At 33.3% G+C, this 765-nt stretch carries 1 pseudogene; it reads left to right on the top strand.

What is annotated here, in order from left to right:
• Positions 1-765 (top strand): annotated as a pseudogene (locus KA900_RS14580) (cell division protein FtsK); the annotation flags it as partial.

The following is a 765-nucleotide window of genomic DNA, read 5'->3' as shown; positions in this document are numbered from 1 at the left end:
CGCATTTGTTTTACAAATTGCATTGTTACTTGTGACTCAAATAGTATACTATTTCATGCATAGAGCACAATCGCTCAGAGAGCCTGTGCTATCATATGTTTATAAATCTTATGAACATACGACATTTCCAAATTTTGGTGGAGGCTTATTGGGACATTACTTATTGGCATTATTAATACCTCTTATTTCAATTGTCGGAGTTATTATTGTAACGATATTATTAATCGCTTCTAGTTTTATCTTATTGACAAAACAAAGACATAGAGATGTATCTAAAGTTGCTTTTGAAAAAATGAAAATAAAAAGTCAGGATGCTTCTGCAAATCTTAAAGAGCGTCGTAAAGAAAATAAAATTAAGAAAGATGCTAAAGCACGTATAAAAGCAGAAAGAAAAGCTGAAAAAGCAGCTGAGCAATCACAATCTCAAAATAACGTTAAAGATGTCACTGATTTACCTGAGATTAGCAGCAACACGACTGAGCAACAATCAATTCCGATTTATGGTCATAACGATTATAAAGATGAAGATATTCAACAAGCACAACCTCAAAATAAAAGGTCTAAACGTGTTTTTGATCGAAATAATCAAAGTGCGGCGCAGCAAATGAATCAAGAAGATAATGGAATTACAGAGCAACCTTTAAACGAATTAGAAGAAAGTGAAGCATATGATGAAGATGCAGCTTCAAATTCTATATCTGAGGCAGGAGAAGTAGAAAACGAAGCCTATAAAATACCGCCATTAACGTTATTGAAACAGCCAGC

The sequence above is a fragment of the Staphylococcus sp. GDY8P120P genome, from assembly GCF_017892065.1.
In the GTDB taxonomy this organism is placed as follows: Bacteria; Bacillota; Bacilli; order Staphylococcales; family Staphylococcaceae; genus Staphylococcus; species Staphylococcus nepalensis.
This window is presented reverse-complemented; position numbering and strand designations above follow the sequence as displayed.